The 24393-nt window shown below is 72.5% G+C and carries 23 protein-coding genes and 1 pseudogene; 18 read left to right on the top strand and 6 right to left on the bottom strand.

The window, feature by feature from the left end:
• Window positions 1-39: 39 nt before the first annotated feature.
• Entirely contained in the window at window positions 40-774 is a 735-nt protein-coding gene (locus C5508_RS01180; protein ID WP_104522783.1) for an IclR family transcriptional regulator, read from the bottom strand.
• Window positions 775-1785: a sugar kinase gene (locus C5508_RS01175; RefSeq protein ID WP_198597764.1), complete on the bottom strand. Its 1011-nt coding sequence runs from the start codon at window positions 1783-1785 to the stop codon at window positions 775-777. It abuts the gene before it with no gap.
• A 135-nt stretch (window positions 1786-1920) separates the two neighbouring features.
• On the opposite strand from C5508_RS01175, the gene C5508_RS01170 reads away from it, so the two are divergent.
• The 15 genes from C5508_RS01170 to C5508_RS01100 all read left to right on the top strand — a co-directional run bounded on the left by C5508_RS01170 (window position 1921) and on the right by C5508_RS01100 (window position 18648).
• Window positions 1921-3237: an ABC transporter substrate-binding protein gene (locus C5508_RS01170; protein WP_157943894.1), complete on the top strand. Its 1317-nt coding sequence runs from the start codon at window positions 1921-1923 to the stop codon at window positions 3235-3237.
• Window positions 3234-4805 carry an N-acyl-D-amino-acid deacylase family protein gene (locus tag C5508_RS01165; RefSeq protein ID WP_104522779.1) on the top strand — a complete coding sequence of 524 codons (1572 nt, stop codon included), beginning with the start codon at window positions 3234-3236 and terminating at the stop codon, window positions 4803-4805. The genes C5508_RS01170 and C5508_RS01165 overlap by 4 nt, the downstream gene beginning before the upstream one ends.
• Window positions 4806-4873: 68 nt before the next feature.
• A complete protein-coding gene (locus C5508_RS01160) occupies window positions 4874-5941 on the top strand; it encodes a pyridoxal-phosphate dependent enzyme (protein WP_157943893.1) in 1068 nt (355 codons plus the stop codon).
• Window positions 5917-6696 (top strand): SDR family NAD(P)-dependent oxidoreductase, encoded by a 780-nt coding sequence (locus tag C5508_RS01155; RefSeq protein WP_104522775.1) that lies wholly within the window; start codon window positions 5917-5919, stop codon window positions 6694-6696. The genes C5508_RS01160 and C5508_RS01155 overlap by 25 nt, the downstream gene beginning before the upstream one ends.
• On the top strand, window positions 6686-7609 hold the full coding sequence (locus tag C5508_RS01150; protein ID WP_104522773.1) for a phosphotriesterase family protein: 924 nt from the start codon (window positions 6686-6688) through the stop codon (window positions 7607-7609). The genes C5508_RS01155 and C5508_RS01150 overlap by 11 nt, the downstream gene beginning before the upstream one ends.
• Window positions 7606-8478, top strand: coding sequence for a carbohydrate ABC transporter permease (locus tag C5508_RS01145; protein WP_104522771.1), 873 nt, complete (start codon window positions 7606-7608; stop codon window positions 8476-8478). The genes C5508_RS01150 and C5508_RS01145 overlap by 4 nt, the downstream gene beginning before the upstream one ends.
• Window positions 8479-8519: 41 nt before the next feature.
• Window positions 8520-9362 (top strand): carbohydrate ABC transporter permease, encoded by an 843-nt coding sequence (locus tag C5508_RS01140; protein ID WP_104522769.1) that lies wholly within the window; start codon window positions 8520-8522, stop codon window positions 9360-9362.
• A 77-nt stretch (window positions 9363-9439) separates the two neighbouring features.
• Window positions 9440-10513: an ABC transporter ATP-binding protein gene (locus C5508_RS01135; RefSeq protein ID WP_104522767.1), complete on the top strand. Its 1074-nt coding sequence runs from the start codon at window positions 9440-9442 to the stop codon at window positions 10511-10513.
• Window positions 10514-10573: 60 nt separating this feature from the next.
• A complete protein-coding gene (locus tag C5508_RS01130) occupies window positions 10574-11812 on the top strand; it encodes an MFS transporter (protein WP_232796835.1) in 1239 nt (412 codons plus the stop codon).
• A gap of 84 nt (window positions 11813-11896) precedes the next feature.
• Entirely contained in the window at window positions 11897-12433 is a 537-nt protein-coding gene (locus C5508_RS01125; RefSeq protein ID WP_104522763.1) for a (2Fe-2S)-binding protein, read from the top strand.
• Window positions 12430-14904, top strand: coding sequence for a xanthine dehydrogenase family protein molybdopterin-binding subunit (locus C5508_RS01120; protein ID WP_104522761.1), 2475 nt, complete (start codon window positions 12430-12432; stop codon window positions 14902-14904). Before C5508_RS01125 ends, C5508_RS01120 begins: the two co-directional genes overlap by 4 nt.
• Window positions 14901-15758 carry an FAD binding domain-containing protein gene (locus C5508_RS01115; protein ID WP_104522759.1) on the top strand — a complete coding sequence of 286 codons (858 nt, stop codon included), beginning with the start codon at window positions 14901-14903 and terminating at the stop codon, window positions 15756-15758. The genes C5508_RS01120 and C5508_RS01115 overlap by 4 nt, the downstream gene beginning before the upstream one ends.
• A gap of 93 nt (window positions 15759-15851) precedes the next feature.
• The gene (locus C5508_RS01110) at window positions 15852-17066 is read left to right on the top strand and encodes an SRPBCC domain-containing protein (protein WP_104522757.1); all 1215 of its coding nucleotides are present in this window, start codon (window positions 15852-15854) and stop codon (window positions 17064-17066) included.
• A 179-nt stretch (window positions 17067-17245) separates the two neighbouring features.
• Window positions 17246-17974: a DUF222 domain-containing protein gene (locus C5508_RS01105; protein ID WP_157943892.1), complete on the top strand. Its 729-nt coding sequence runs from the start codon at window positions 17246-17248 to the stop codon at window positions 17972-17974.
• A gap of 5 nt (window positions 17975-17979) precedes the next feature.
• Complete coding sequence (locus C5508_RS01100) at window positions 17980-18648, top strand: HNH endonuclease signature motif containing protein (RefSeq protein ID WP_157943891.1); 669 nt, start codon at window positions 17980-17982, stop codon at window positions 18646-18648.
• A gap of 31 nt (window positions 18649-18679) precedes the next feature.
• Here C5508_RS01100 and C5508_RS01095 read toward each other — a convergent pair whose 3' ends face one another.
• Genes C5508_RS01095 through C5508_RS01085 form a run of 3 tightly spaced genes read right to left on the bottom strand, consistent with a single transcriptional unit; the run spans window position 18680 to window position 20201 of the window.
• Window positions 18680-19312: an alpha/beta hydrolase family protein gene (locus tag C5508_RS01095; RefSeq protein WP_104522751.1), complete on the bottom strand. Its 633-nt coding sequence runs from the start codon at window positions 19310-19312 to the stop codon at window positions 18680-18682.
• Complete coding sequence (locus C5508_RS01090; protein WP_104522749.1) at window positions 19309-19593, bottom strand: hypothetical protein; 285 nt, start codon at window positions 19591-19593, stop codon at window positions 19309-19311. The genes C5508_RS01095 and C5508_RS01090 overlap by 4 nt, the downstream gene beginning before the upstream one ends.
• On the bottom strand, window positions 19590-20201 hold the full coding sequence (locus C5508_RS01085; RefSeq protein WP_269801736.1) for a DedA family protein: 612 nt from the start codon (window positions 20199-20201) through the stop codon (window positions 19590-19592). Before C5508_RS01085 ends, C5508_RS01090 begins: the two co-directional genes overlap by 4 nt.
• Here C5508_RS01085 and C5508_RS20565 point away from each other — a divergent pair.
• Together C5508_RS20565 and C5508_RS01080 are read left to right on the top strand one after the other, a co-directional pair.
• Window positions 20152-20733, top strand: a pseudogene (locus C5508_RS20565) (amidohydrolase family protein); the annotation flags it as partial. The gene C5508_RS01085 and the pseudogene C5508_RS20565 overlap by 50 nt on opposite strands.
• A 188-nt stretch (window positions 20734-20921) precedes the next feature.
• Window positions 20922-21647: an amidohydrolase family protein gene (locus tag C5508_RS01080; RefSeq protein ID WP_269801735.1), complete on the top strand. Its 726-nt coding sequence runs from the start codon at window positions 20922-20924 to the stop codon at window positions 21645-21647.
• A gap of 290 nt (window positions 21648-21937) precedes the next feature.
• On the opposite strand, the gene C5508_RS01075 is transcribed toward C5508_RS01080, so the two are convergent.
• Window positions 21938-22756 (bottom strand): MBL fold metallo-hydrolase, encoded by an 819-nt coding sequence (locus C5508_RS01075; RefSeq protein WP_104522829.1) that lies wholly within the window; start codon window positions 22754-22756, stop codon window positions 21938-21940.
• Between the two features lie 63 nt (window positions 22757-22819).
• Here C5508_RS01075 and C5508_RS01070 point away from each other — a divergent pair, with 63 nt between their 5' ends.
• Complete coding sequence (locus tag C5508_RS01070) at window positions 22820-24334, top strand: TldD/PmbA family protein (RefSeq protein WP_104522745.1); 1515 nt, start codon at window positions 22820-22822, stop codon at window positions 24332-24334.
• The last annotated feature ends 59 nt before the right edge of the window (window positions 24335-24393 follow it).

Genomic DNA, 24393 nt, shown 5'->3' with positions numbered 1-24393 from the left:
CGCCGGCCGGGCTCCAGTGGTGGCGCGGGCCGCGGGCCCTCACCCGAGCTCCTTCTCGATTGTGGCTGCCGTCTCCAGCAGCAGGGGGGCGAGCTCCAGCAGCTGCTTGCGCGACAGGGACATCGTCGTCGTCGAGATGGACAGGCCGTGCGAGACCTCGCCCTCCGGGCTGCGGATGGGGGCGGCGACGCAGTGGATGAAGTCCTCGTGCTCCCGGTCGTCGACCGCGAAACCGCGGGTGCGGATGCGCTCCAGCTCGCCCAGGAACGCGGCGGGCGTGGTGATGGTGCGCTTGGTGAACGGCGTGTAGGCGATCCGTTCGGCCAGCACGCGGCGCTCGTCGTCGGGCCGGAACGCCAGGATCGCCTTGGCCACCCCGGTGCAGTGCAACGGCGCCGCCTTGCCGATGCGCGAATACATCCGCACCGACTGCGAACCCTCGTGCTTGTCGATGTAGGTGACCTCGCCACCGTCGAGGACGCCCAGGTGGACGGTCTGCGCCGTGAGTTCCCCCAGCCGGCGCAGGTGGGGGGCGGCGGCCACCCGCACGTCCATGGCGGCCAGCGTCCGGAAGGCCAGGTTCAGCAGGCGGGGGCCGAGCCGGTAGATGTGCCGGTCGTCGCGACGGACGAAGCCCTGGGCCTCGACCGTCTGCAGAAGTCGGGACGCCGTCGACTTGTGCACGCTCAGGTGGTCGGCGATTTGCCCGAGGCTTCTGGGCTCGTCGGCCAGGAACTCCAGGATCGACAGTGCCCGTCCGACGGTCTGAGACACTCAGTCCTCCAGGGTGGTGCCGTCGTGGAGGCCCAGTCTGGCATCTTCCCATGCCGCGTCGCTGGCGTGCAGCAGGGCGGCGATCTCCGCCTCCGACGGCAGTGGTCCGACGTCCGAGGAAACCTGGAGGGCCGAGGCGGCCACGATGGTCCCCAGTCGGAGCGACTGCTTCACCGGCATGCCGCGCAGCAGTCCCACCAGGAAGCCCGCAGCCAGGGCGTCTCCAGCGCCGACCGGCTCCACGACGTCGACGTCCAGGGAGGGCACGAACACCTCGTCGCCGTCCCGGAACGCGGTGGCCCCGGCAGGGCCCTGCTTCACCACGAGGACGTCGGGACCGGGCAGCAGCTGGCGGACCTCCCGGACGTTCCGCGCCCCCCACAGCGCCTCGGCCTCGTCCAGGCCCACGAACACCACGTCCGCCGCGCAGGCGATGCGCAGGAGCACGCCGGGGTCCCGGTCGGGCCAGAGCACGGGCCGCCAGTTGACGTCGAAGGAGACGACTGCGCCGGGTGGCCGATCCTCCACCAGGTGGCAGACGAGTTCCTCGCATTCTGTGGACAGGGCAGGGGTGATGCCGCTCAGGTGGACGATCCGGCTGTGGAACGTCCGGACGGTCGCCTCGGTCGACGTGCCCATGGCCGAGGCCGCTGATCCCCGGCGGTAGTACCGGACCCGGCTTCCGGTGGGGGACGGCTCCTTGAACGCCACTCCGGTGGGCCTGGCCTCGTCGGTCTCGTAGCACACCTCGATTCCTCGGCCGGTGAGCTCGTCCACGACGTACCGGCCGAAGTCGTCGTCACCGACGCGCCCCACCCATGCCGAGCGCGCCCCCAGTGCGGCGGCGAAGGCTGCGACGTTGGACTCCGCTCCCGCCACGGTCGGTCGGTACCGCGCGTCACGCGAGAGCGGCCGTGGGGGATCGGGGACGAACATCAGCATGGTTTCGCCGACGCTCAGTACGTCGAGCGGCGCGGCCGGTTTCGACATGAGCACAGTCGGCTTCTGCATGCGGTTCCTCTCTTGACAGCTGGCCGCAGAACCGTAAAGCTCCCGCCACCAAAGATGCAATGGCCATTGCAACATGTGCAACGGTCGGGTTCACGGTGGAGGTTCAGCATGGCTTTCTCTGCGCGCGGTGGACGGGTGTCCACCAGCCTCTTGGCGGCCGCCCTCGTGGCCTCGGCCTGCGGGGGGTCGGACGCCGAGCAGGCGCCCGCCGCCGGTCGCGAATCCTTCGAGGGCACCGAGCTGCGGGTGCTGCTCAAGGAGGGTTACGAGATCGAGGCGATCCAGGAGTTCCTACCCGAGTTCGAGGAGGCGACCGGCATCGAGGTCGAGCTCGAGGTCTACGACGAGCCGACGGCCCGCCAGAAGCTGGTGCTGGACGCCACGTCCGGTACGGGCACCTACGACGTGACCTCGTTGTCGTTCTGGAACGTGCCCGAGTTCGTGAAGGCGGGCTGGGTGGAGCCCCTCGATGCCTACATCGAGGACGCCAAGGACGAGTGGCTGACGATCGAGGACATTCCGCCGAGCGCCCTCGACTCGATGACAGTGGACGACAAGCTTTACGCGCTCCCCCACACCATCCTCGGGGGAATGTTCTTCTACCGCGCCGACGTGTTCGAGGAGCTAGGCCTGCAGCCCCCGCAGACCACCGACGAGATCCTGGCCGCCGCCGAGGTGATCGCCGAAAAGCGCCCCGACCTCATCCCGTTCACCGGCCGGGGCGCCCCCACCTTCGCCTCGCTGGGCACCGAGCTGGGCTGGGCCCACGGCTACGGCGCGCTGCTGTTCGACGAGGACGGCACACCGCAGGCGGACAGCCCGGAGATGACCGAGGCCATGACCGACTTCGTCACGCTGATGCGTGACTATGGTCCCGAGGACGCGGCGTCGCTCACGTTCACCGAGGCCAGTGAGCGGTTCTCCTCGGGCCAGGCCGCGATGACATTCGACACCTCGGGCTTCGGCACGATCTTCGAGGACCCGGGCCAGTCGAAGGTCGCCGGCAACGTCGGTTACACGCTGCCCACCGGACCTGCGGGCAACCACCTGCAGTGGCTCTACAACGAGGGCCTGGCAGTCACCTCCGGCAGCGAGAACAAGAATGCCGCGTGGCTGTTCCTCCAGTGGCGAGTCTCCCGGGACACCACCATGAAGGAGCTCACCGAGCTGGGACGGACCGACGTGCCGAACCTGCACGTCCTCGCGAGCCCGGAGTATGCCCAGTACGCCGAGGAGAACGGACTGGTCGACTTCACGGAGAAGCTGCAGGAGACCTGGAAGAACAGCACGGCCGAGCACTGGCCGTTCTACCCGGAGTTCGCCAAGATCGGCGACACCTTCTCGGCCCAGATCTCCAGCGCGATCGCCGATTCCATGAGCGTCGAGGAGTCTCTCGAGACGGCGCAGACCGAGCTCACCTCCATCATGGAGAGTGCGGGCTACCTCGATTGAGCGCCGGGACCCTGATCCGAGGCGGCATCGTCTTCGACGGTGCGGCCTCGGCCGGCCGGCAACTGGACCTGCGGATCCAGGGCGGACGGATCACCGAGATGGCTCCGCGACTGGCCCGCGAGGGTGCTCGGGAGATCGACGCCGGGGGCGCCTGGGTGACGCCGGGGTTCGTCGACGCCCACTCCCACTGCGATCTGTCCGTCCTCTCCGGAACGGCCATGGAACTGCGCGCCCGCTCCGGAGTCACGACCGAGGTCGTCGGGCAGGACGGCCTGGGCCTGGCTCCCGCCCCGGGGGCGGCGGGACAGATGATGGCCGGCGTGCTCGCTCCCATCACCGGTGAGGCGCCTCCGGGCGAGTGGGGGACCGTCGGGGACTACCTCCGCACCGTGGACGCGGGAGCTTTCGCGCGGGTGACGACGCTGGTCCCGCACGGCGCCGTGCGCGCGCAGGTCATGGGAGGTGCGCCCCGCCCCGCCACGGCGGAGGAGCGCTCCCGGATCGCCGCCCTCGTCGCGGCGGGCATGGCCGATGGCGCGGTAGGTCTGTCCACAGGGCTGAGCTATCCGCCGGCACTCTGGTCGGACACCCAGGAGCTGATCGACGCGGCTGCCGCCATGCCGGCTGGGGGCGGCCGCTACGTGACCCATCTCCGCGACTACGGCGCGGGTTTCGACGATGCCCTGGAGGAGGCGTTGACGATCGGCACGCGGAGCGGACGACCGGTCCATCTCTCGCACTTCCACGTCTCCGGGCCGGGTCGCGGTGGTACGGCCCAGCGCCATCTCCACCGGCTGCGGTCGGCAGGTGTCGCGGTGAGCTGGGACAGCTACCCGTACACCGTGGCGTGCACGTTCCTGACGACCGTGCTGCCCCAGCACCTGCAGATGCGACGGGGCGAGGACATCGCCGCCCTGCTCGCCGATCCGGAGGAGGCGGCGTCGGTGGCTGCCGCACTCGACCGAGAGGGCCCGGGCCGGACGATCGCGGTGGGCTGGGAGAAGGTCCTGCTGGCCGGGTTGGCGGGGACCGCGCTGGCCGGCTGGGACACCCGGCCGGTGGCCGAGGTCGCTCGGCAGGACGGGCGCACCAGCGGGGAGGTCGTCGTGGAAGCTGTCCGCCGGCTGGCAGGGCAGGCCTGCATCTTGGTGCCACAAGGGCACGCCGACAACGTCAGAGCGATCGCCGCTGCCCCAGAACAGGTCGCCGGCTCCGACGGCATACCGGGTTCCGGTGTACCGCATCCCCGGGCCGCCGGCACCTTTCTGCGCCTCCTGCGATGGGCCCGTGACGGCGTGGTGGAGGTCGGGGTCGCCGACATGGTAAAGCGGATGACCGCTGGTGCAGCGGGCCTGTTCGGGCTGCCCGTGGGACGTCTGGCAGAGGGGTGCCGAGGGGACGTGCTCGTCATCGACCCCGCGGCCCTGGACGACGGGCCGGACGTGGGTCCGTGGAGCCCCGATGCGGTGCGATGGTCCTTCCTGCACGGTGAACCGGTCCTGGACGACGGGCGCTGGCTGGCCCCGCGATTGACCGGACTCGCGCTGCGCGGGGCGGGAGCGGCATGACCGCCGAGTGTCAGCGGTGCGGCCATCGCCAGGAGGGGCCCCGCGGGATCTGCACCCGGTGCGGACACGTGGCGCTCTACGAGCAGCCGTGGCAGCTCGCGGATGCAGCCGCCAGCCCACCGACGCCGCTCGTCCGCAGCCGCGTACCCGCGCTCTCGGGCGCGTGGCTCAAGGTCGAGGGGCAGAACCCCAGCGGGTCGTTCAAGGACCGCGTCATGCGGGTGCTGGTCCGGGAGGCGATCGAGGTGGGCGCTCGGGGCGCGGTGGTCGCGTCCTCGGGCAACGCCGCGGTCGCGGCGGCCGCGGCATGCGCACGGGAGGGGCTGCCCCTGCTGGTCCTCGTTCCGGACGCGGTCTCACCGGCGGCCGTGGCGATGGTGAGACTTCGCGGCGGCGCGGTCGTCCGTGCCGGGGAGGGGCCGGCGGCCGTCCACGGGCTGGCCTCCCGGCTGGCGACCGCCTTCGGACTGCCCAATCTGGCCTCGACCTTCGGTGCGGCCGGCTGCGAGTGGGCGTGCCGGGGCATCGGGCACGAGGTGCACGCCCAGCTCGGGTCCCAGCGGGTCGTCCGCCTCGCCGCGTCGATCAGCGTCGGGCCGGTCCTCCTGGGAGCCGGTACCGGGTTGGCCGAGGCCGGCCGGCCACCGATCGAACTCGTGGCGGGGCAGGCAGCGGGCTGCGCGCCCATCGCCCGGGCGTTCGACGAGGGGGCCGACGAGGTCCTCCCCTGGACGGGCCCGGCACCCACCGCCGCCCTCGCCATCGCCGACCGGCTCACCGGTTACGCCGATGAGGCGAGCTACGCCCTGGGCAGGATCCGTGCCTCGGGCGGCGTGGTCGGCGCGGCCACCGACGAGGAGATGCTCCTCATGCGGGAGGCCTTCGCCCGGTACGACGGGCTGGACGTGGAGCTCGCCTCCTGCGCTGCTCCGGCCGTCCTTGCCCGCCTCGGGCTGGCAGATCCCGAGACCGTCTGCGTGCTGACGGGCGCCGGCACCAAGGAGACGTTGTCCCGCCCCACCGAGGACGCCTCAACCGACGGCGAGCCGAGCGTGGGGTCGTTCGCAGAGCGCGCCGGAACGGGTCCGGCGCTGGTGGAGGAGGTGACGGCATGGGTGCACAGCTCGCGCTCGTGACCGGCGGTGCCAGCGGCATCGGACTGGCGACGGCGCGCCTGTTGAAGCAGCACGGCGACGTCCTGATCGCCGACCGGGACCCGTCGCTGATCGACGTCGCCGAGCGGGAGGGGTTCGGCGCCGTCGCAGCCGACGTCACCTCGACGGCTGACTGGCGCTGCATGGCGCAGCACGTGCGAGACCGGTACGGCCGCCTGGACGTGCTGGTGCACAACGCCGGCACGGCGCACATCGCGCCTCTCGTCGAGACGTCGGACGCCGACCTGCGGCGGGTCCTGGAGACCAACGTCCTCTCGGTGCTGATCGGCACTCGCGAGATGTGGGACCTGCTCGTCGCGGCGCGGGGGTGCGTGGTGAACGTCGCGTCGGTGTCCGCCCTCGTCGGCCAGGACGCCGCGGCCGCCTACGTCGCATCGAAGGGCGCGGTGGTGGCGGTCACCAGGGCTTTGGCCGTCGAGCTGGCGCCACACGGCGTGCGCGTCAACTCGGTGTGCCCCGGCTCCACCGACACCCCGTTGCTCGCGCGGCACTTCGCGTCGTTGCCCGACGGAAAGCAGGCGCGGCAGCGGTTGATAGAACGCCACCCCATCGGCCGGCTGCTGACCGCCGAGGACATCGCGCCGTCGGTGGCGCACCTGGCCGGCCCCGGGGCCATGGCGATCACCGGCGCCAACGTCGTGGTCGACGGCGGACTCACCGCCACCTTCGACTTCGGGTCGTCGTTCGCGGGGGGAGGGCCGAAGGATGCCGCGTAGCGTCACTGGGCAGTGGGACGCCGCCGCGCCGGGCATCGTGCTGCCCCACGAACACCTGGTGATCGACTACGGCCAGATGAGCGGCCAGGCGACGCCTGTCGACGACGAGCTCCGCGCCCGGTGCATCCGGGTGCTGCGTGATCTGCGGCAGGCCGGCGTCGGCACGGTTGTCGACTGCACGCCGCCGGGGTACGGGCGGGACCTCGCCCTGCTGGCGGACCTCAGCCGGGCCGGTGGGGTGTCCATCGTGGCCAGCACCGGATCCTTCTGCGAACAGTGGCACCCCCAGCCGCGCTGGGTCGTGGACGCGTCCGCCGGGGAGCTGGCCCGCCGGTTCGTCGCCGAACTGACCGACGAGACGGTTCCGTGCGGCGCCATCAAGGTGGCCACGAGTGCCGGTGCCATGACGCCGCACGAGGAGAAGCTGCTGATCGCAGGCGCTGACGCGCACCGCCAGACGGGTGCGCCCATCGTGAGCCACACGACCGGTGGGCTGGGGCTGGAGCAGCTGGACCTCTTCGCCGACGCCGGCGTGCGCGCCTCGTCGGTGCTGGTCTCCCATGTCTGCTCCGGGGACGAGCCTGCAGAGTATGCAATCGAGATTGCCCGCCGGGGGGCCTACGTCGGGTTCGACCGGCTGGGCCACGACGCGCACGACCTCGACCACTGGGCGGGGCTCGTCCGGCGACTGCACCACGAGGGGCTCGCCGAGCGCGTGCTGCTGGGGCACGACAGCGTGCAGCGGTTCACCGGCCCCGAGGACATTGCCGGCCACACGTTCTCCGATCCCACCTATCTCGTCACCACCTTCCTCCCGGCGCTGGAGCGCTTCGGGATCTCACAGGAGGTACAGCGACTCATGACCCACGCGAACCCGCGGCGCTGGCTGCTGGCAGGGGGTGCGACGCGATGAGAACCAGCAAGCGGTATACGACGGTGGCGCTGCTGCCGGCCATGCTTCTCTTCGCCGTCGTGCTGGTGTTCCCGACCGGTTACGTCATCAACCTGATGTTCCAGCGGTACTCGCTGACGGACGTGACCGGGAATCGCTACGTCGGGGTGGACAACTTCGCCCGGCTAGCGGGGGAGGACCGGTTCTGGACCGCGGCGCTGAACTCCATCGTGTTCTCCGGCGTCTCGATGGCGGTGAGTATTCCGATCGGCATCGGGATCGCGCTGTTGATCCGGCGGCGGCTGCGCGGGACATCGGTACTGCGCGCGCTGCTCATCGTCCCGATGGTGCTCGCCCCGCTGGTGGTGGGAGCGGTGTTCCGGTTCATGTTCGAGTCCGGCGGCTTCATCGACTGGCTGCTCGGTTTCGTCGGCCTCGACGTCACCCCGTTCCTGGCCAATCCGACGACGGCGCTGGTCACGGTCGCCGTCGTTGACGCGTGGCAGTGGGTGCCCTTCGTCGCGATCGTGACGGCTGCGGCGATGGAAACGCTCCCGCGGGAGGTCCTCGAGGCCGCGCGACTCGACGGCGTCAACGCGCGTCAGGAGCTGTGGCACTTCACGCTGCCGATGATCCGGCCACTGCTCGCGCTCGTGGCGTTGATTCGCTTCATGGACAGCTTCCGTGAGTTCGACAAGATCTTCATCATGACCAACGGCGGTCCCGGGACGTCGTCGGAGACTCTTCCGATCTACCTGTACCGGTATGCCTTCCAGTACTACGAGATGGGCTACGCCGCCGCCGTCGGGTTCACGATGCTGGTGTTGATCAGCGTGATCAGCACCGTGATCGTCCGGTGGATGCGCGCGAGTCAGGGGGTGGCTCAGTGAACCCGTCCACCGGTGCGCCCGCAGCGGCGTCTTCCCCGCCCATGGCAGCGCGACCCAGCCGCCGGCCGGTCCGCGCGGGGCTCTCCCGTGCCGTCGGCTACGTCCTCATGGTTCTCGTGGTCCTCGTCGCGGTCGTGCCCCTGCTGCTCATGCTGCGGGTAGCGCTCACGCCGGCGGCGGACTGGCGCAGCATGCCGATCGACTGGTTCCGGGCACCCTTCACCGGGTCGTTCTCCCAGGTGCTGTCGGATGGATTCCTGGGCACGCTGCTCAACAGCTTCATCATCGCGGTGGTCACCACCGTCGCCGTTGTCCTGCTGTCGGCGATCGCCGGGCATGCGCTGGCCCGGATGCGGTCCCGGCACAAGGAGAACTTCCTGTTCTTCGTGCTGGGGACGCGCATGGGGCCCGCGGTGGTATTCGCCCTGCCCTTGTATCTCCTGGCGACCAAGGTGCAGCTGGTCGACACCTACGTCGGCATCATCCTGGTGTACATCGTCTACAACCTGGCGTTCGGGATCTGGATGATGCACGGCTTCTTCCTCGACGTCCCCGCCGAGGTGGAGGAGGCAGGCCTCATGGACGGCCTCTCCGAGTGGGGCGTCTTCTGGCGTGTGTCGTTGCGCATGGTGGTGCCGGGTCTGATCGCCACCGCCACTCTCGTCTTCATCCTCACGTGGAACGAGTTCTTCTATGCCTTCGTGCTCACGCGGGAGGACGCGAACCCCTTCACGACAACCATCCCCGGGTACTTCGGCGCCTTCCAGGTCGACTGGGGCCAGATGTTCGCCGCCAGCGTGCTGGGGGTCCTGCCCCCGGTGATCTTCGGTGTCCTCGTGCGCCGCTGGCTGGCCCGCGGACTCAGCGGCGGTCTCGTCGAGTAACCGGGGCCTCGGCCCCACCCCTGTTTCCCCCTCACGTCGGAACGCCCGGCACGTACCTGCCGGTGAGAGGACATCCCATGGCCACCGTGACCTTCGATCGAGCCACCCGCGTGTATCCGGGCAGCGACGATCCCGCCGTCGACCAGCTGGACCTGCAAGTCGAGGACGGCGAGTTCCTCGTCCTCGTCGGCCCCTCCGGCTGCGGGAAGTCCACCTCGCTCCGGATGCTGGCTGGGCTGGAGGAGGTCGACTCGGGGCGCATTCTCATCGGTGACCGCGACGTCACACACGCAGCGCCCAAGGACCGGGACATCGCGATGGTCTTCCAGAACTACGCGCTGTATCCGCACATGACCGTCGCGGACAACATGGGCTTCGCCCTGAAGATCGCCGGGCTCCCCAAGGACGAGATCCGACGCCGGGTGGAGGAGGCCGCCGCGATCCTGGACCTGGAGCAGTTCCTCGACCGCAAGCCCAAGGCACTCTCGGGCGGTCAGCGGCAGCGGGTCGCGATGGGGCGGGCGATCGTCCGGCAGCCGCAGGTGTTCCTCATGGACGAGCCGCTGTCCAACCTCGACGCGAAGCTCCGCGTGCAGACCCGCACTCAGATCGCCCAGCTCCAGCGCCGGCTCGGTGTCACGACCGTCTACGTCACCCACGACCAGGTCGAGGCCATGACGATGGGTGACCGGGTGGCGGTGCTCAAGGACGGCCTCCTCCAGCAGGTCGGATCGCCGAGGGACCTCTACGACCGCCCACGCAACGTGTTCGTCGCAGGGTTCATCGGGTCGCCCGCCATGAACCTGCTGGAGCTGACCGCCGTGGACGGCGGTGTGCGCTTCGGGGACACGGTCCACCCGGTGGAGCGCTCCGTCCTCGGTGAGGCCGGCCAGAACCGCGTCACGGTCGGGGTCCGCCCGGAGGATCTCCTGCCATCGGAGCACGGTCTCCCCCTGACTGTCGGGGTCGTGGAGGAGCTCGGAGCCGACGCCTACGTCTACGGCACGACGACGGTGGACGGCGAGGAGCACCCGATGATCGCTCGGGTGGACGGTCGGCGCCCACCCGCGAAGGGCGACACCCTGCACGTCGTTCCGAACCCCGGGCACGTCCACCTCTTCTCCACGGTGGACGGACACCGTCTCGGCTGACCGTCCGCCGGCGACGCATCGCCGGGAATGCGTCGGCCGGCTCCCGGCTTCACACCCGGAGTGACCGCACTGCCACTCGCCGAGCGTTCGCCGCTGTCCACCGAACGGCTGGTGGCCGCCGTCGTCGCCCTGGCGCTCGGCGGTTTCGCGATCGGCACCACCGAGTTCGTCACGATGGGGCTGCTGCCCGACATCGCGCAGGGCGTGGGCATCGACATCCCCACCGCCGGTCACGTCATCTCCGCCTACGCGATCGGCGTGGTGGTCGGGGCTCCGGTGATCGCCGCCCTCAGCGCCCGGCTGCCCCGCCGGGCCCTCCTGGTCGGTCTCATGGCCGCCCTCGTCGTCGGCAACGCGCTGACCGCGCTCGCCCCGGGCTACGGCTCCCTGCTCGCCGCCCGGTTCCTGGCGGGGCTGCCGCACGGCGCCTACTTCGGCGTCGCCTCCCTGGTCGCCGCCTCGCTGGTCGCCCCGCACCTGCGCGGGCGGGCGGTCAGCTCGGTGATGCTCGGTCTGTCCGTCGCGCTCGTCGCCGGCGTCCCGGCCGCCACCTGGCTGGGCCAGGCCGTCGGCTGGCGGTCGGCGTACTGGTTGGTCGTCGTTCTGGCGGCGGCGACCGTGGCCGCCGTGCTCGCCGTCGTCCCGACGATGCCGGGACGCCCCGAGGCGACCGTCCGCGGCGAGCTGGGGGCCCTGCGCCGGCCGCAGGTGCTGCTCACCCTCGGCGTCGGGATCGTCGGGTTCGGCGGCATGTTCGCGCTCTACAGCTACATCGCGCCGGTCGTCACCGACGTCGCCGGGCTGTCCCGCGGCACGGTGCCCGTGGTCCTGTTCGTGTACGGGATCGGCGGGGTCATCGGGACGGCGCTGGCCGGGCGGCTCGGCGACTGGTCCCTGTTCCGCTCGGTGGTCGGGGCCCTGGTGGCACTGATGGCGATGCTCGCCGTGGTCGCCCTGGTGGCGCCGTGGTCGCCCGGCCTGGTGGTGGGCGTCTTCCTGGTGTCGGTCAGCGGCTCGACGCTGGCGATCCTCCTGCAGCTCCGGCTCATGGAGACCGCGGGCGAGGCCCAGATGCTCGGGGCGGCCCTCAACCACTCGGCGCTGAACCTCGCGAACGCCCTGGGCGCGTGGGCCGGCGGCCTGGTGATCGCGGCAGGCCTCGGGTACCGCGCGCCCAGCGTCGTCGGCGCGGGCCTGGCTGCGGCGGGCCTGCTCCCGCTGGCCGCCTCGGTGGTGCTGCGCCGCCGGGAGCGGACCGCGGCCCCGGCTCCCGAACCCGCGCAGGTGAGCGTGGCCTAAGTCACCCTCCTGGGTGCAGACTCCGGGTCGGGCCCCACGGTCAGCCGCGGGCGCCATCGACCCCTGCAACGAGGCGGAGGACTGATGACCCCCATCACCGTGCGCGTGGACGGCGCGACGTATGCCGACGACGTCGAACCGCGGACCCTGCTGGTCCACTACCTGCGGGAGCAGCTCGGGAAGGTCGGGACGGTCGTCGGGTGCGACACCAGCAACTGCGGCGCCTGCACCGTGCACCTCGACGGCGAGGCGGTGAAGAGCTGCACCGTGTTGGCCGTCCAGGCCGACGGCTGCGAGGTGACGACGATCGAGGGCGTCGCCAGCGGCGGCGACCTGCACCCCGTGCAGAAGGCCTTCAACGAGATGCACGGCCTCCAGTGCGGCTACTGCACGCCGGGGATGATCATGGCCTCGATCGACCTGCTCGAGGACAACCCCGACCCCAGCGACGACGAGGTGCGCGAGGGCATCGAGGGCAACCTCTGCCGCTGCACCGGATACCAGAACATCGTCCGGGCGGTCCGGCACGCTGCCGCCGAGATGCGAGGGGGTGCCGACGGACACGTCGTGCCCGCCCAGGTCGACACCGCCGCCGCTCCGCACGTGGTGGGGCAGGCATGACCGCGGTCGAGGAGCGCACCGGCACTCCGGGCCCGGACAAGGAGATCGGCAAGGCGCGCCGCCGCAAGGAGGACGCCCGGCTGATCACCGGCCGCACCACGTGGACCGACAACATGGTCCTGCCGGGCATGCTGCACCTGGCCGTCGTCCGGTCACCCGTGGCGCACGCGCGGATCACGAACGTCGACGTCACCGCGGCCCGGGAGGCCCCGGGAGTCGTCGCGGTGTTCACCGGACGCGACCTGGCCGACGAGCAGGGCTCGCTGCCGTGCGCGTGGCCGGTGACCCCCGACATGGTCAATCCCGGTCACCCCTCGATCGCCGTCGACCAGGTGAACCACGTCGGCGAGGCGGTCGCGGTGATCGTGGCGCGGTCCAAGGCCGCCGCGCAGGACGCCGTCGAGCTCGCCGACATCGACTACGAGCCGCTGCCGGTGGTGCTCGACATGGAGCAGGCGGTCGCCGAGGGCGCCGACCTCGTGCACGACCACCTGGAGTCCAACACCAGCTACCACTTCGTCTTCGACGCCGGCGAGACGGGCACCGGCGGCGACACCGAGCAGGCGTTCTCCGGCGCCGACGTCGTCGTCAGCCGGCGCTTCGTGCAGCAGCGGCTGATCCCCGCCTTCATGGAGCCGCGCTCGGCCGTCGTCCAGCCGCAGGGCGACAACTACACGTTGTGGTCGTCCACCCAGATCCCGCACATCCTGCGGGTGATGGCCGCGATGGTCACCGGGATCCCGGAGCACAAGCTGCGGGTCATCGCCCCCGACGTCGGCGGCGGGTTCGGCGGCAAGCTGCAGGTGAACCCGGAGGAGATCCTCTGCCTGCTGATCGCCCGTCGGCTGGGCAAGCCGGTCAAGTGGACCGAGACCCGCAGCGAGTCGCTGATGACCGCCCACCACGGCCGCGACCAGATCCAGTACGTGGACGTCGCCGCCGACCGGGAGGGGAACATCCTGGGCCTGCGGGTCCGGCTGCTGGCAGACATGGGCGCCTACCTGCGCCTGATCACGCCAGGCGTCCCGGCGCTGGGCGCCTTCATGTACCCGGGGATCTACAAGTTCCCGGCCTACCGCTTCGAGTGCGACGGGGTGTTCACCAACAAGGTGCCCACCGACGCCTACCGCGGCGCCGGTCGGCCCGAGGCGACCTTCGCGATCGAGCGGATCATGGACGAGCTCGCGGTGGAGCTCGGCATGGACCCGCTGGAGCTGCGGCGCAAGAACTGGATCGACGCCGCCGAGTTCCCCTTCACGACCGTGGCCGGGCTGGCCTACGACAGCGGGGACTACGAGACGGCGACCCAGCAGGCGCTGGAGCTGCTCGGGTACGACGAGCTGCGCGAGGAGCAGCGCCGTCGCCGGGAGTCGAACGACCCTGTGCAGCTGGGCATCGGCATCTCCACCTTCACCGAGATGTGCGGCCTGGCCCCCTCGCGGGTGCTGGGCTCGCTGGCCTTCGGCGCGGGCGGCTGGGAGTCGGCATCGATCCGGATGCTGCCCACCGGCAAGGTCGAGGTGGTCACCGGCTCGACGCCGCACGGCCAGGGCCACGAGACGGCGTGGAGCCAGCTCGTCGCCGACTCCCTGGGGGTGCCCTTCGAGGACGTCGAGGTGCTGCACGGCGACACCGCGATCTCCTCCCGCGGGCTGGACACCTACGGGTCGCGGTCGCTGGTCGTCGGCGGCTCGGCCGTGGTCAAGGCGGCGGACAAGGTGATCGCCAAGGCGCGGAGGATCGCCGCGCACCTGCTCGAGGCGAGCGAGGACGACCTGGAGTTCTCCGGCGGGAAGTTCTCCGTGCGCGGGACGCCGGGCACCGGCCTGGGCATCCAGGAGATCGCGCTGGCGATCTTCGCGGCGCACGACTACCCGGAGGGCATCGAGCCCTCGATCGACGCCGAGGCGACGTTCGACCCGGAGAACTTCTCCTTCCCGCATGGCACCCACCTGTGCGCCATGGAGGTGGACACCGAGACCGGGTTCGTGAAGATCCGCAAGTACGCCTCCGTCGACGACGTCGGCACGATCGTCAACCCGCTGATCGTCGAGGGGCAGGTGCACGGCGGGCTGGCGCAGGGCATCGCGCAGGCGCTGTACGAGGAGGCCATCTACGACGACGACGGCAACCTCACCACCGGCACGTTCGTCGACTACCTCGTGCCGGCGGCCTCGGACCTGCCGCACTTCGACACCGGCAACACGGTGCACGCCGCCCCCGGCAACCCGATCGGCGCCAAGGGCGTGGGCGAGGCCGGCTGCATCGCCTCCACCCCCGCCGTCGTCAACGCCGCGCTGGACGCCGTCCGGCACCTGGGCGTGCAGGACATCCGCATGCCGCTGACACCCGAACGCGTCTGGCGAGCGATCCATCAGGGCGGGGACGGCGGGGATCGGGCTCCGGCCCGGAGCAACGCCCAGGCCGTCGACTCGTCCGACGCCCCGTCCACCTCCGGAGGTGCCCTGTGATCCCCGCGCCGTTCGCCTACGCCCGCCCGACGACGGTCGATGAGGCCTTGCAGGCGATCGCCGACGGCGGCGAGGACGTCAAGGTCCTGGCCGGCGGGCAGTCGCTCATCCCCGTCATGCGGCTGCGGCTGGCCGCACCGGAGACCGTCGTCGACCTCGGCAAGGTCGAGGGCTTGCGAGGCGTCCGGGACGACGGCGACGCGATCGTCATCGGCGCGATGACGACGCACTCCGACGTCCTCGCCGACCCGCTGATCGCCGAGCACGCGCCGCTGATCGCCGAGGCGACCGGCACCGTGGCCGACCGGCAGGTGCGGCACCGCGGGACCTTCGGCGGCGCCCTGGTGCACGCCGATCCCGCCGGTGACCTGCCGGCGGTGGCGCTGGCGCTGGACGCGGAGTTCGTGATCGTCGGACCGGGCGGACGGCGCACCGTGCCGGCGAGCGAGTTCTTCCTCGACTACCTGACCACTGCGGTCGGCGAGGGCGAGCTGCTGGTCGAGGTCCGGGTGCCGAAGCTGGCCGGCTCGTGGGGCATGCACTACGAGAAGTTCAACCGGGTGGCGCAGGCGTGGTCGATCGTGGCGGTCGCCGCGGTGGTGCGGCGGGAGAACGGCCGGATCACCGAGGCCCGCGTCGGGCTGACCAACATGGGGCCGACGCCGCTCCGTGCCCGGCAGGTCGAGGAGGCCCTCGCGGGGGCCGAGGCGACGGCGGAGGCCGTGGCCGCGGCATCCGAGCGCGCGGCCGACGGCACCGAGCCCAGCAGCGATCTGAACGCGCAGGCCGACTACCGGCAGCACCTGGCCAGGGTGCTGACGCGCCGGGCGGTGAGCACCGCCGCCGGGCTGTAGCTTGTCGAAGGACCCCCTTGCCCCCCAGCACTCGCAGGCTCGCGCCGGGTCCCTGCAAGGGGGCCGTTCCAGTACGTCACCAGGAGGACGGCAGTGCAGCTGGAGAACTCGTTCACCGTCCCGGTCCCCGTCGACGAGGCGTGGCGGGTGCTGCTGGACATCGAGCGGATCGCTCCCTGCATGCCCGGGGCCGCGCTGGACTCGGTGACGGGTGACGACTTCACCGGCCGGGTCAAGGTGAAGCTGGGGCCGATCAACCTCACGTACCAGGGCAAGGCCTCGTTCATCGAGAAGGACGAGGCGGCGCACCGCGCGGTCATCGACGCGCGCGGCAAGGATCAGCGGGGCAACGGCACGGCCGCGGCGACCGTGACGGCCGTGCTCAAGGCCGAAGGATCGGTCACCCGGGTCGACGTGCTCACCGACCTGAACATCACCGGCCGCCCGGCGCAGTTCGGCCGTGGGGTGATGACCGACGTCGGCAACAAGCTGCTCGGGCAGTTCGCCGACAAGCTCGCCGCCCAGCTGGGCGAGGGCGACGCGCAGGGCCATGCCGAGCGGGAGACAGCGGCGCAGAAGGCGGTGGCCACCGCCTCGGGAGCCGTCGAGGAGATCGCCGCCTCAGCCGAGCAGGCGGCCGGGGATGGCGCGACCGGCAAGGCGGTCAAGAAGGCCGCTGCGGCGACGAAGAAGGCCGCGGCCGCCACGACGGACAAGGTGACGTCGGCCGGCGACTCCGACGAGGCGGGGACGAAGGCCCCCGCCGCCGCCGATCCGGCTCCCGCGAAGGCGGCGCCGGCGAAGGCCACGCCGGCGAAGGCGGCGGCCAAGAAGAAGGCCACGGCCCCGGTGAGCGCGGTGCCGGAGCCGACGGACACCGCCCCGGCGGCGACGGACACCGCCCCGGCGGCGACGGACTCCGCCCCGGCGGCGACGGACTCCGCCCCGGCGGCGACGGACTCCGCCCCGGCGGCGACGGACTCCGCCCCGGCGGCGACGGACTCCGTGCCCGCCGCCCGGGACACCGCCCCCGGCGCGAAGGCGCCCAGCACGCCGCCGAAGGGCCCGACGGCGCCGCCGGTCCGCCCGGCAACCGGGGCGCCGCTGCGCAGCGTGCCGTCCGCCGGTCCCGCCGCGTCGTCCGCCCAGGCGCCGACGAGCCGCCCGAAGCCGGCCGAGCCCGAGCCGATCGACCTGCTCGAGGTCGCCGGTGGTGCGGCGCTGTCCCGGTACGCCGCGCCGGCGGCCGGGATCGCCGGGGTGGTGCTCCTGGTGGCGCTCCTCGTGCGCCGCCGCCGTCGCCGCTGACGTCACCCACCCGTACGGCCCGGGCGGGGCGCCCGGCGCTGTGCGCTACGCGTGGTCGGCCCGTCGGCGGCGTGCCCCCGTGCCGGCTCCGCCACTCGTGAGCGGCCCGGCGATCCTCGGAAGAACCGCTGGTCACGTGCGCGGAACGCTCCAGAACTGTCGTACCCCGGGCCGAGCTGGTGGGAGAGCTCGCCGCCCGTCGGCCCGACACCCTGGATCGGCAGGTCGGCGAGCCCGGCGCGGCGTCGCCCGAGTGGCTGCCCGGAGCTGGGCGCGAGGCCGCTCCGGGGGTGAGCGAGTTCTTCGCCGACGAGCTCGCGCAGGTCCTGAACTGCTCTCGCACGGCGGCGAGCGCGCTCGCCGACCAGAGTCTGGTCCTCCTCCGGCACCTCCCGGCGACCTGGGCCGCGCTCGCCGACGGCCGGCTGGACTGGCCCCGTGCGCGTGCGCCGGCCGCGGAGCTGGGACCGGTCACTGGCGAGGTGGAGCCCGAGGTGCTGTCCCAGGTGGAGGTCGCCGTGCTGCTCCGTGCGGACCGGCTGTCCGTGTCGGGTCTCCGGGCGGCGGCCCGTGCCGAGCTGCTGCGGCGGGACGAAGCAGCGGCCGAACGCCGGCGCCGCCAGGCGGAGCGCTGCGCCGACGTCACCGTGCGCGCGGGTCGTGACGGCATGGCCGAGCTGTCCGCGTTCCTGCCCCAGCCCCTGGCGGCCGCGCTTCGCGACACCGTCGACCACTACGCCCGGACGGCGACGACCGGCCGATCGGGCAGCTGCGGGCCGGAGTCCTCGCCGATCTGGTGCTGCGGCCCTGGGACACCCGTCGCCCACCGGTCACGGCCCACCTCACCGTGGTCGCGCCCCTGCCCGCGCTCGAACCCCGGTGCACCGCGGAGGGCGCCGCTGAGGTAGGTCCGGTGACCGGCTCCTCGCCGGCCGAGGTCGACGGGCAGCCGGTCACGGCGGCGCAGCTCCGCGAACTGCTGCAGCGGCTCGACGCGCTCTGCCCCGGTGGCCTGCGCGCGCCCGCAGGTGGCTCTCTGGACATCGCCGTCGTCGACCCGGTCACCGGCGCGCTGCGGGCCAGCGTCACCCGCAGCGAGCTGGAACGCCTCGCCCGGCGGGGCTGCACGATCCACCCGGATGGGCACTGCCGCTGCCCGGTCGTCGACCGGCCGCCCGGGACGGACCGGTACCGACCGTCGGCGCCGCAGCGCCGCTTCACCACCGTCCGCGACCGCACCTGCCGCCATCCCGGCTGTGGCAACCACGCCGGATGGGCCGACCTCGACCACGTGGTTCCGCACGCCGAGGGCGGCGCGACCAGCTGTGAGAACCTCTGCTGCCTGTGCCGCCGGCACCACCGGTTGGAGACCCACGCACCCGGCTGGCGCTTCGAGATGGACGACGACGGGGTGCTCACCGTGACCACCCCGAGCGGCGTGCGCCGGGTCACCCGCCCACCAGGGATGGCGATGGCACTCGACGGCGCTCGATCGCTCGATCCACCGTGCGGCGCAGAGCCGCTCCACGCCGGGTCGGGGCGATCCGGGTCGTCGGCCGGGGCGGAGCCGCCGCCGTTCTGAAGGACGGTGGGTGGTTCTCCCGAGCGTGGGCTCAGGCGGGGAGGACCTCGGTGAGCCAGGACATCGCCGCAGCGGCCACCAGGTGCGGGTTCTTCTTCAGCGAGTGGTCGCCGGGCACGGCGTACACCGACGCGCCCGGGTGGCCCTGCAGCGCTGCGGCCACGTGCTCGGGCCGTCCCATCGCGTCGGTCTCGCCCTGCACGACGACCAGCGGCACCGGCACGGCGACCAGCTCGGGTGCGCGGCTCTTCTCCGGCCTCCCCGGCGGGTGCAGCGGAAACGCCAGCGACAGCACCCCGACCGCTCCCTGGTCCGCCGCCGTCCGGCAGGCCACCCGCGCGCCCGCGCTCCGGCCGCCCAGCACCAGCCGCCCGGGCAGTCGGTCCAGCACCCGCAAGCGGTCCAGGACCACGTGCCATGCCTCGTCCAGCCGCGGCGGGGCCGGCGCGATCCGCTTGCCCGCCACGCGCCAGGGCTGGTCCACCCGGTGCACCAGCCAGCCGGCGTCGACGGCCTCGGCCGCCAGCATCGCCAGGTCCTCGGACTCCGAGCCGCCGCCCGCCCCGTGGCCCAGCACGAGGGTGCCCGCGCCGCCGTCGCCGGCGGTGAGCACGCGGGCCGGCCCGTGCGGGGTCTCGACCGCCAGCGTCTCGGCCGCACTCATGCCGGCAGGGCCAGCAGCGCGTCCACCGCACCCGCCAGGTCCTGGGCCCGCACGTGCGCCGGCTCGTACACCGCCGGGTACGCCCGGTCGCTGCGCGGGAACCAGGCCCCGGTCAGCCCGGCCCGCTGCGCGCCCAGCACGTCCCAGCCGTGCGCGGCGAACACCGTGCCCAGGAGCGATCCGGGCTGCCCGGCCTCCACCAGTGCGGCACGCACCGGGGACGGGTCCAGCAGCGTCTCGTTGACGTCGAAGGCCACGACCTCCGGGCGGCGGCGGGTCATGCCGGCTGGTCGCGCTCGTCCGGCGGGAGGTCGGCGCCGGCCGTCGGGGGCCGGTGCATCCTCCCGCTGACCTTCCGGTAGACCAGCCAGGCCACCACGAGCACCACCCCCGCCACGACGACGTAGTCCAGGTACTTGAGGTTCTTCTCGATGAAGTCCCCGGCCGCCACGCCCAGGCCGATCAGCACGCTGTTCCAGATGAGGCTGCCAGCCGCGCTGAACAGCAGGAACTGGCCGAACGGCATGCGCACCACCCCGGCCGGCACGGAGATGAAGCTGCGCACGATCGGCACCATCCGGCCGAAGAACACCGCCGACCGCCCGTGCCGCTCGAACCAGGCGAAGGTCCGGTCCACGTCCTCGGTCTCGACCAGCGGCAACCGGTCGAGGAAGGCGTGCGACCGGCGCGGGCCGAGCGCCCGTCCGACGTAGTAGAAGAAGATCGCGCCGAGGATCGAGCCCAGCGTGGCGAACAGGATCACCGGGACGACCGACATCCGCCCCTGGTTGATCAGGACGCCGGCCAGACCCAGCACCGCTTCGCTGGGGATCGGCGGGATGACGGTCTCGGCCAGGATGCTCAGGCCCACGCCGACCGGGCCCAGCATCTCCACGAGCCGAAGCAGGAAACCGGTGATCCCACCCTCGTCGGTGGCTGCGGCGAGGAGGTCCATGCCGCCCACGGTATCGGCGGGTGCGGTGCGGTGCGGTGCGCTGCCGCGACGCGGTCTGCGAACGGCACTACCGTCGGCAGGCATGCGCCAGCGCTTCACCGCCCGGGCCGCCGTTCTCGGCGACCGCGCCGGGACCGTCGTCCCGGACGCCGTCGTGGACGTCGCCGACGGGCGGATCACCTGGGTGGGCCCGGCCGGGGAGGCGCCCGACGCCGCGGACGCCGACGTCCTCGCGCTGCCCGGGGTGCTGACCCCCGGGCTGGTCAACGCCCACTCGCACGCCGCGATGGTGCTGTTCCGCAGCCAGGGCGAGGGGCTGCCGCTGGACCGCTGGCTGCGCGAGGTCATGTGGCCGCGCGAGGCCCGGCTCACTCCCGAGGACGTCGAGGTGGCCATGACGGCGGCATCGGCGGAGATGCTGGGGAACGGCATCACCACCACCGTGGAGATGTACTTCCAGCCCGAGCGGATCGCCGCCGCGGTCACCGCCACCGGCGCCAGGGCCATCATCGCGACGCCGCTGCTCCCGCTGCCCGGGATGCCTCCGGTGGCCGAGCAGCTCGAGGCCGCCGTCGCCCTGGCCGCGAGCGCCCCGGACGACGGCACCTCGAGTACGGGATCGGACCGCACGCGGCCTACACCGTGCCGCTCCCGGTGCTCGCCGACGCGGCCCGCGCCGCCCGCGAGCACGGCCTGCTGCTGCACCTGCACGTCGCCGAGACCGCCACCGAGGGCGAGGAGCTCCTCGCCGCGCACGGACTGTCGGTGCCGGCACTCCTCGCCTCGTACGACGTGCTGGGTGGCCGGGTCCTCGCCGCCCACTGCGTGCACATGGACGACGCCGACCAGGAGCTCTGGCAGGAGTACGACGTCGCCGTCGCTCACTGCCCGGCCAGCAACGCCAAGCTGGCCAGCGGCGTCGCACCCCTGCGCCCCATGCTCGACCGGGGCATCCGGGTGGGCCTGGGTACCGACGGGCCTGCCTCCAACGACTCCCTCGACCTGTTCGCCGACCTCCGGCTCGCCGCCGGCATGGCTCGGCTCCGCGAGCGGTCCGCGACCGCGCTCACCGCGGCCGAGGCGTTCTGGCTCGCCACCGGTGGCGCTGCCGACGCCGTCGGCCGTCCGGATCTCGGGCAGCTCGAGGCCGGACGCCGCGCCGATCTCGTGCACGTCGACACCCGTGACCTCGCCTTCGAGCCGGTCGGCGATCCCGGCGACGTGCTGGCCCACCTCGTCTGGTCCGGCGCCGGGCGGCACGTCCGCGACGTGTGGGTGGGCGGCCGCGCCGTCGTGCGGGACGGCGCGAGCACCAGGGTCGACGTCGACGCGCTGCGCACCGAGGTCGCCGTGCGCTCGGCCCGTCTCGCCGCGGGCTGAGCTTCCTCGGCCACGTGGTCGACGCCCAGCTGGACGCGCTCCTGGCCGGAACCGGTCACCAGGCGGCGAGCAGTGCGTCGTCGGTCCAGGTGTAGAGCCGGTCCTCCAGGACGACGGTCACCCAGCCGTCGCACAGCAGCGCCTGCCCCGCGCCGAGGTCGGGCCAGTCGCCGCCACCATCGCCGCCACGAACGCCCCGCCCAGCACCGTCTTCGTCGCTCTGCTCGCCATGCGTCGAGCCTCTGGCAGGGCGACATCCTCGCGCGTCGGCCCGCGGGATGATCGGAGAGCTACGCCCGCAGGCTGATGGTCTCGCCGCGGTACGCGGGCCGGACCGTGCCGGGCAGCCGCCGGCGGGCCACCTCGGCGACGAAGTCCCCCAGCGGCGAGGCGAACCGGTCGTAGTCGTCGTAGTGCACCGGCACGGTCACCGGCGGCTTGAGCAGCTCGACGAGGTCCGCGCCCTGCCGGCCGTCCATCGTCACCGTCAGCCCGAGCGCCTTGGTCCCGCCGAGGTGCGGGATGACGACGTCCAGCGGCCCGCACCGCTCCAGCACCTCGCCGAGGAACGGCCGGAACAGCGTGTCGCCGCTGATGTACCCGCGCCAGCTCACCTCCCCGCCGCGCACCAGCTCCAGGACGCTGCCCATGACCGGGGGCAGCACCTTCGCCAGCGGCCCCGGCCCGTGCACGCCGGGCACCGAGGTGATGCGCAGCTCCTCGTCCGTGCCCTGGGCGAGCACGTGCTGCTGCCACGGCCGCAGGTCCGACGTCGCGGCGAAGCCCTTGCGGTTGAGCGCCTTCGCCGCCTCCTGGGTGGTGACGACGGGCGTCTCCTTGTCCAGGTGACGGGTGGCGATGTCGTCCCAGTGGTCGCCGTGCAGATGCGACAGCAGGATCGCGTCCAGCGGCGGCAGCTGGGTCGGCTGCAGCGCCGGGTCCGTGAGCCGCCGGGTCCACAGGCCCTTGCCGAGGTAGGCCCGCTGACCGCGGTGCAGGAAGCTCGGGTCGGTGAGCAGGGTGAACGCCCCGATGCGCAGCAACATCGTGGCGTTGCCGCCGAAGGTCATCGTCACGTCGCCCGCGCGCCGGTCGTCCAGGTCCGCCATGCGCAGGCGCTTACCCCGGCGCTGCGACCTCACCCCTACCGCGACGCTGGTAGACAGGAGGCCGTGCCAGCTCTCCGCGCCGTCGACGAGGCGTTCCTCGCGCTGCCGCTGTCCGCCCTCACCGACGCCGCCCTGACCCGGGCGGTCGATCTCGGCTGCGAGCACGCCGATCTCCGCGTCGAGCGCATCCGCACCCAGACGATCAGCCTCCGGGACGCCCGCCCCGAGTCCTTCACCGACGGGGAGGACCTGGGCCTCGCCGTCCGGGTGGTGCACGAGGGCACCTGGGGCTTCGCCGCCGGCGTCGTCCTCACCGCGGCCGAGGCGGTGCGCCTGGCCGAGGAGGCGGTCGCCGTCGCGCAGGTGGCCGCGGCCCTGAACCGCGACCGCGTCGAGCTCGCGCCCGAGCCGGTGTACGCCGACGTCACCTACGTCTCGGCCTACGACGTCGACCCGTTCACGGTGCCCGACGCCGAGAAGTCCGGGCTGCTCACCGAGCTCTCCGAGCAGCTGCTCGCCGCCGACGGTGTGGAGCACGTGCAGGCCGCCTGCATGCTCGTGAAGGAACAGAAGTACTACGCGGACACGGCCGGCACCCGCACCACCCAGCAGCGCGTGCGCATCCACCCCGACTTCACCGCGCTCACCGTTGACCGGGCCACCGGGTCCTTCGAGAGCATGCGCACTCTCGCCCCGCCGGCCGGCCGCGGCTGGGAGTACCTGACCGGCACGGGCTGGGACTGGCGTACGGAACTGGCCGAGATCCCGGAGCTGCTGCGGGAGAAGACCAAGGCCCCGTCTGTGACCGCGGGCCGCTACGACCTCGTCGTCGATCCGTCGAACCTGTGGCTCACGATCCACGAGTCCATCGGCCACGCCACCGAGCTCGACCGGGCGCTGGGCTACGAGGCGGCCTACGCCGGCACCTCGTTCGCGACGCCCGACCTGCTCGGCACGCTGCAGTACGGGTCACCGCTGATGAACGTCACCGGCGACCGCACCGCCCTGCACGGGCTGTCCAGCGTCGGCTGGGACGACGAGGGCGTCGCCGCCCAGCAGTGGGACATCGTCCGCGACGGCGTCCTCGTGGGCTACCAGGTCGACCGGAACATGGCCCGACTGCAGGGCATGGAGCGCTCCAACGGCTGCTCGTTCGCCGATTCGCCGGGGCACGTGCCGGTGCAGCGGATGGCCAACGTGTCGCTGCAGCCGGCCCCCGACGGACCGTCCACCGAGGACGTCATCGCCGGGGTCGAGCGCGGCGTCTACGTGGTCGGCGACAAGAGCTGGTCGATCGACATGCAGCGCTACAACTTCCAGTTCACCGGCCAGCGGTTCTACCGGATCGAGGGCGGCAGGCTGGCCGGACAGCTGCGCGACGTCGCCTACCAGGCGACGACGACTGACTTCTGGGGCTCCATGCGCGTCGTCGGCGGCCCGCAGACCTACGTCCTCGGGGGCGCCTTCAACTGCGGCAAGGCCCAGCCCGGCCAGACCGCGGCGGTCAGCCACGGTTGCCCGACCGCGCTGTTCGAGAACGTGACCATCCTCAACACGGTCGAGGAGGCCGGGCGATGATGCCGAGGGCGACGGTCGAGCGAGCATCGCAGGGAGCGCCAGCGACCGAGGAGCGGAAC

It is taken from the genome of Blastococcus atacamensis, assembly GCF_002938425.1.
Lineage (GTDB): Bacteria > Actinomycetota > Actinomycetes > Mycobacteriales > Geodermatophilaceae > Blastococcus > Blastococcus atacamensis.
The sequence above is the reverse complement of the archived record's forward strand: the minus strand, read 5'-3'. Positions and strand labels throughout refer to the sequence as shown.

Excerpts from the sequence above, each read along its gene's own strand:
- C5508_RS01175 (WP_198597764.1), bottom strand. The coding sequence starts at position 1,785 with ATGCAGAAGCCGACTGTGCTCATGTCGAAACCGGCCGCGCCGCTCGAC.
- C5508_RS01075 (WP_104522829.1), bottom strand. The coding sequence starts at position 22,756 with ATGGCGGACCTGGACGACCGGCGCGCGGGCGACGTGACGATGACCTTC.
- C5508_RS01095 (WP_104522751.1), bottom strand. The coding sequence starts at position 19,312 with ATGAGTGCGGCCGAGACGCTGGCGGTCGAGACCCCGCACGGGCCGGCC.
- C5508_RS01125 (WP_104522763.1), top strand. The coding sequence starts at position 11,897 with ATGACCCCCATCACCGTGCGCGTGGACGGCGCGACGTATGCCGACGAC.
- C5508_RS01155 (WP_104522775.1), top strand. The coding sequence starts at position 5,917 with ATGGGTGCACAGCTCGCGCTCGTGACCGGCGGTGCCAGCGGCATCGGA.
- C5508_RS01090 (WP_104522749.1), bottom strand. The coding sequence starts at position 19,593 with ATGACCCGCCGCCGCCCGGAGGTCGTGGCCTTCGACGTCAACGAGACG.
- C5508_RS01150 (WP_104522773.1), top strand. The coding sequence starts at position 6,686 with ATGCCGCGTAGCGTCACTGGGCAGTGGGACGCCGCCGCGCCGGGCATC.
- C5508_RS01085 (WP_269801736.1), bottom strand. The coding sequence starts at position 20,201 with ATGCTGGGCCCGGTCGGCGTGGGCCTGAGCATCCTGGCCGAGACCGTC.
- C5508_RS01145 (WP_104522771.1), top strand. The coding sequence starts at position 7,606 with ATGAGAACCAGCAAGCGGTATACGACGGTGGCGCTGCTGCCGGCCATG.
- C5508_RS01135 (WP_104522767.1), top strand. The coding sequence starts at position 9,440 with ATGGCCACCGTGACCTTCGATCGAGCCACCCGCGTGTATCCGGGCAGC.
- C5508_RS01140 (WP_104522769.1), top strand. The coding sequence starts at position 8,520 with ATGGCAGCGCGACCCAGCCGCCGGCCGGTCCGCGCGGGGCTCTCCCGT.
- C5508_RS01120 (WP_104522761.1), top strand. The coding sequence starts at position 12,430 with ATGACCGCGGTCGAGGAGCGCACCGGCACTCCGGGCCCGGACAAGGAG.